A 4,919-nucleotide genomic window follows, 5' to 3' on the forward strand; every position below is an offset into this window, starting at 1 on the left:
CGACCAGGCTGCACCGCCGCGGCGCTTCGGGAAGCTGCAAGTCGACATCGCCGCCCGAGAGGTGCACCTCGATGGTGAGCCGATCCGGTTGACGCGCACCGAGTTCGACTTGCTGAGTGCGTTGTCTGCGCGCCCGGGCGTGGTCTTGACTCGCCGCCAGCTACTCGAAACGGTGCGGGAGGGACCGTGGGTCGGCGACGAGCACGTCGTAGACGTCCACATCGGTCATTTGAGACGCAAGCTGGGCGAGAACGCGAGCACCCCGCGCTATGTGCTGACCGTGCGCGGCGTGGGATACCGGATGGGAGGCGGACAGTGAGCGCGGCTGCGAACGCCCAACGAGCGCCGGTGCGCGCTTGGTGGCGCCCGGGGATCGGCATGCGACTACTGGTCGCTCAAACCACGGTGTTACTGGCCGGTGCGCTGACCACCTGGATGGTCGCCGCCATCGTAGGGCCACCATTGTTTCGTGACCACCTGCGCCAGGCCGGCGTCGCGGCTCACTCGGCCGAGCAGCATCATGCCGAGGAGGCCTACCAGTACGCCATGGTCGCCGCGGTGGGCGGCGCGTTGGCGGTCTCGGTACTGGCGGCCTTCGCGGTCAGCTGGTACATCAGCCGGCGGCTGCAGCGCTCCGTCACAGAGGTAGCCTCAGCAGCGACCGCGGTCGCCGACGGCCGCTACACCGTGCGGGTAGCTCCACCGCACCTCGGGCAGGACTTCGACGCGCTGGCGGCTGCGTTCAATCAGATGGCCGGGCGCCTGCAGGCAGTGGATGCCACCCGCCGCCACCTCTTCGCTGACCTGGCCCACGAAATCCGCACTCCGGTAGCGGTTTTGGAAGCCTATATGGAAGCGGTCGAAGACGGTGTCGAGAAACTGACTCCGACCACCACTGCCATGCTGCGTGATCAGACGCGCCGACTGGTGCGTTTCGCCCAAGATGCCGCCGCTCTCTCTCAAGCTGAGGAAAGCTCCGCATCGATGACGACGACTGACACCGACATCGCCGAGTTGGTCAGGACCGCGGTCAGCGCCGCCGCCAAACGCTACCGAGCCAAACAGGTAACGCTGTCCGCACACCTGCCACCCCGCGTGCCTACCGTTTCGGGCGACCCGCAGCGACTCGCTCAGGTTCTGGCCAACCTGCTTGACAACGCATTGCGGCACACACCGCCGCACGGCCACGTCGACGTCCGCGTCCACATAGACCGTCACCAGCTCGAAGTCAGCATCTCCGACACCGGTGAAGGCATTCCCGCCCAACACCTTCCGTACGTATTCGAGCGGTTCTACCGCGTGGAAGCAGAACGTGCCCATGACAACAGCGGGGCCGGCATCGGTTTAGCAATCGCAAAGGCACTCGTCGAGGCACACGGCGGCTCCATCACAGCACGCAGCCAAGGCCCGGGCACCGGAGCCACGTTCATCATCACATTTCCGGTCGCCACGTCCGAGCACCGCCGACCAGACTTGCCGAGGCCAGAGTCTCAAGACCTGCACGTCCGACCGTAATTGGACGATCTATCCACGTCCGCGGCCGGACTACGTAGTTAGCGGCGAGTCCGGTCAGATCGGTCTGTCTCCGTTGGGTTGCGGCGGCGACTGGCGACGGCGGGCCGGGCGTTGGCCAGTGGGCCAAACACATCTCGCCGCAGAGAAGACGAGCGTCGAGGTTCAAGTCCTCCAAGGTCTTGATCCGCGGATCGCTGCAAGGGTCCCCGTGCCGGCGGAAATCACCGGCACGGGGACATCGAGGAGAGCTCGACGCTCCTAGCGTTCTGACATCCCTACAGCGAGCCGAGGATCTGCTCCATGGTCTGGATCTCTTTTTGTTGCGAGGCGATGATCGTACGTGCCATCTCGATCGCCGGCGCGAACTGGCCGTTGTCGACCTCAGTCTGCGCCATCGCGACGGCACCTCGGTGATGCTCGATCATCTGCGTCAAGAACAGCCTGCTCGCCTCGACACCCTGCGCGTTACGAAGCGCGGTCAAGTCTTCCTCGGTCATCATGCCGCCGCCCATATTGCCCATGTCATGGCCGGGCATGCCCGGCATACCAGCGCCCGGGGACGTAGTGGGAGACACGCCCCATTCTGATAGCCAACCTTGCAATTGCTGGATTTCCGGGCCCTGTGCCGCCTTGATCTCGTTGGCCAACGACACCACGCGCGGGTCGATGCCCTGCTTTGCCAGCAGCATGTCGCTCATCTCGATTGCCTGCTGATGGTGCGGGATCATCCCTTGGGCGAAGGTCACATCGGCGTCGTTGTGCGCTTGAGTCCCCGGCGCGCGCTCGCTTGGAGAAGCGGATGACGACGGGGTGGCCACCGCCGAAGTAGTCATTGACGACATGTCTTGTTCGCTTTGTGGGCTGTTACTGCAGGCGCTCAATGCGAGTGCTGCAGCGGCGGCGATGCCAATTAACCGGTTCAGGTGCACGCGAATTCCTTTCGTTGCGCAGCTAGCTAGCCTGCAGGCAGAACCTAAAGGGTCGCTTCCGTATTCGATGAAGAATCGGTAAAGACCCTGACCGCCGGACCTCGTGTCGGTCGCCCATCCCCTTAGTCGTGATGGCCTGCCATGTATCCGGAGGCAAACGTAAACCCCTGTCCAGCACTCGGCCGACCCTCTGATCGAGAACGAATCGAGCCAGGTGGCTTCATGGTGTATCGAACGCCTCCAACGTAGTGACACAACGACGGACGAAGGCTTCAACGATCATGTCGACCGGCATAGCCATCCGGTGAGTGGCGTGCACTGCGCCGAAGGCCACCACTCGAACGACTGGACTTTCAGCGGCTCCGGCGTGTTCAAGCAGCGGAAGTAGGATCACCGCAGCATCCCCGACCACGACCTCAAGGCTCCCACACTGCATAACAGCCAAACGTCGCGACGATCGGCGGCGACCACCGGGCTCAGCGCTCGCCGCAACCAGGTACCGAAGCGACTCTGCGGGCGTCAGTCTGTGCCCGCACGCCGCGGCGGCGGCGGTTTGCAAAGGCACGATTGCCGGCTGAGCTCATTACATACGTAGCAACTGCGCGTACCCAGTAGCAGCTGAGGATTTCTCTCTGACGCGCCAGACCCTCCCATCGCCGAGTGTGAAGTGTGACAGGTGCCCTCGGCCCGCTCGCGCCAGGGAGTCAACCGACATGTGCGCTGACGGGTGGCTACGATGTACGTACCGATGCAGTAGTAGCTTCGGTAGCACGCACGCTCGTGTTGGTAGGTCAATGGCGACGTCCGAACCTTTACCGAACCTTCGACGAAGGGCTAGGTAAGCAAAACACCGAGCGGTGACCATGGAGGGTGGTCACATGCGCAGCGTGGCGCGACTGTGCCGGGACAGCAATGCTTGCAGCCGTCGCATCCGCGTTGAGACGACGGCAGAGAAGGAGTAGCCATGCTGCTGCGGCGGCGGACTTCACGGATCGGTCGACGGAACACTCGGCTCGGGCTCATCGCCGCGGCCGTGGTGGCGTTGACGGTGCTGCTCATGGGATGCAGCAGCAACGCGGCCGCGCCGGCCCCTCAGGTGATTGCAGACAAGGGCGACCCGTATAGCGAATTACTGGTACCGACGCTGCAATCCTCAGTGGCAGACGGCGCCGTCGGCGTCGCGGTGGACTCTCCTGTCACGATGACCGCCGGCGACGGCGTCCTCGGTCCGGTAACCATGGTCAATGCAGACGGCATTTCAGTCGACGGGCACCTCAGCCCAGATGGAGTGACGTGGACGACGACCGAACCACTGGGCTACAACAAGCAGTACACGTTGCACGCCGAAGCATTCGGACTGGGCGGCGTCACTCGCAACAGCATGACATTCCAAACGCAGTCGCCGGAGAACCTGACGATGCCTTACGTCATGCCGAACAACGGCGAAGTCGTCGGAGTCGGCCAACCCATCGCCGTCCGCTTCGACGAGGACATCCCGAACCGTCTGGCTGCCCAGAACGCGATTACGGTCGTCACTACTCCCCCGGTAGACGGAGCGTTCTACTGGCTCAGCAGCCGCGAGGTCCGCTGGCGCCCGGCCGAATATTGGAAACCCGGTACTACCGTTGAGGTTTCGGTCAAAACGTATGGTGTCGACCTCGGGAACGGCTTGTTCGGCCAGGACGACGTCAGCACCCGGTTCACCATCGGTGATCACGTCATCGCCACCGCCGACGACAGCACCAAGACGCTGAGCGTCAGGCGTAACGGCGAACTGATCAAGACCATGCCGCTGTCCATGGGAAAGGACAGCACACCAACTGACAACGGCGCCTACATCATCGGCGACAAGTACCCGAATCTGATCATGGACTCGTCGACCTACGGCGTGCCGGTCAATTCACCAGACGGTTACCGGCTCGATGTCGATTGGGCGACCCAGATGTCTTACAGCGGCATATATGTGCATTCAGCACCATGGTCGGTCAACAGTCAGGGGCGTGCCAACGTAAGCCACGGCTGCCTCAACGTCAGCCCCGCGAATGCCATCTGGTTCTACGAGAACACCAAGCGCGGCGACATCGTCGAAGTCGTCAACACCGTAGGGCAAACACTGTCCGGTACCGACGGCCTCGGTGATTGGAATATCCCGTGGGAGCAGTGGCGAGCAGGAAATGCGAACCTCTGAGCCCGCCGAAAAGCACCGATCACGCTGCAATCATCACAGACGGCTGTCGTGACAACGCCCTTGAGATGGCAGGCACGCATGCGCTCGGCCCTGATCACTATCTCTACGGTTACCGCATTGCTGAGCGGAGCATGCTCAAGTGCTGACAGCCCCTCTGGCCGATCCAACCCCAGCGGTTTTTCGCACATCCACGCCATGGGCGTGGATTCCGACGGCGTGTTGTATGCCGGCACGCACTACGGCGTGTACCGACTCGCCGGGGAGCGCGACCCCGAACTCGTCGGCGA

General features: G+C 63.1%; 4 protein-coding genes. 3 read left to right on the forward strand and 1 reads right to left on the reverse strand.

Annotated features, from left to right (window positions below; all coding sequences use genetic code 11):
- Both RMCN_RS02585 and RMCN_RS02590 read left to right on the forward strand, forming a co-directional pair.
- On the forward strand, nucleotides 1-319 hold a 319-nt coding region (locus tag RMCN_RS02585; protein ID WP_131808487.1), incomplete at its 5' end, for a winged helix-turn-helix domain-containing protein.
- 59 nt (nucleotides 320-378) lie between these two features.
- Nucleotides 379-1,515 (forward strand): sensor histidine kinase, encoded by a 1,137-nt coding sequence (locus RMCN_RS02590; protein WP_084377053.1) that lies wholly within the window; start codon nucleotides 379-381, stop codon nucleotides 1,513-1,515.
- 275 nt (nucleotides 1,516-1,790) lie between these two features.
- On the opposite strand, the gene RMCN_RS02595 is transcribed toward RMCN_RS02590, so the two are convergent.
- Nucleotides 1,791-2,444 (reverse strand): DUF305 domain-containing protein, encoded by a 654-nt coding sequence (locus RMCN_RS02595; protein WP_067387067.1) that lies wholly within the window; start codon nucleotides 2,442-2,444, stop codon nucleotides 1,791-1,793.
- Between the two features lie 964 nt (nucleotides 2,445-3,408).
- Here RMCN_RS02595 and RMCN_RS02605 point away from each other — a divergent pair.
- Nucleotides 3,409-4,632, forward strand: coding sequence for a L,D-transpeptidase (locus tag RMCN_RS02605; protein ID WP_165604398.1), 1,224 nt, complete (start codon nucleotides 3,409-3,411; stop codon nucleotides 4,630-4,632).
- The last annotated feature ends 287 nt before the right edge of the window (nucleotides 4,633-4,919 follow it).

The organism is Mycolicibacterium novocastrense, assembly GCF_001570485.1.
Classification (GTDB): Bacteria; Actinomycetota; Actinomycetes; order Mycobacteriales; family Mycobacteriaceae; genus Mycobacterium; species Mycobacterium novocastrense.